Annotated in this window: 1 protein-coding gene; it reads right to left on the bottom strand. The window is 74.6% G+C overall.

Annotated features, from left to right (window positions below):
• The coding region (locus BFF76_RS30480; RefSeq protein ID WP_275935688.1) for a penicillin-binding transpeptidase domain-containing protein at positions 1–733 on the bottom strand (733 nt) is incomplete at both ends.

Below are 733 nucleotides of genomic sequence, written 5' to 3'. Positions count from 1 at the left end.
GGGCCGGCTTCCCGGGGTTCCCGCGGCGCCCGGGGTTCCCGGGGTTCCCGGGGTTCACGGGAGCGTTCGGAGGCGGTGTCCGGTGCGCGGGTGCCGTCCTGTTCATCGTGGGACTCTCCGCTGCCGGGTTCCTCGGTGTCCTCGCCGTCCCTCGGTTCCCCGGTGCCCCCGGCCTCCTCGGTGTCCTCGCCCTCCGCGCTCTCGTCGGGGTCGGGCTCTTCGGGGCCTTCGTCGGCCTCCAGCTCGAAGTCCTTCACGGCGCTGCCTTCCAGGGCGGCCCGGGTGTACGCGGCCCAGGTCTGGGCGGGTGCGCCGCCGCCGTTCATGCGGGCGAGGCCGAGTGCGCCGTAGAGGGGTTTCTGGACGCCGGTCTCGGGGTCCTGGCCCATGACGGCGATGACGGTGGCGAGGTCGGGGGTGTACCCGGCGAACCAGGCGGCCTTGTCCTCCTCGGCGGTGCCCGTCTTGCCCGCGGCGGGGCGGCCCGCGCCTTGCGCAGCGGTACCGGTGCCGCCGTCGACGACGCTCCGCAGGACCGAGGTGGTGGTGTCGGCGGCTTCGCGGCTGACGGCGCGCCGGGTGTTCCGGGCGGGTAGTGCGAGCTCCGTGTCGTTCTTGCTGATCTTGACGACGAGGGTGTGGGGGCGCTGTCTGCCGTGGTCGGCGAGGGTGGCGTAGGCGGAGGCCATGTCGACGACGCTGGCGGTGGCGGGGCCGAGCGCGATGGAGGGGG

It is taken from the genome of Streptomyces mutomycini (assembly GCF_001700505.1).
Taxonomy (GTDB): Bacteria; Actinomycetota; Actinomycetes; order Streptomycetales; family Streptomycetaceae; genus Streptomyces; species Streptomyces mutomycini.
The sequence above is the reverse complement of the archived record's forward strand: the minus strand, read 5'-3'. Positions and strand labels throughout refer to the sequence as shown.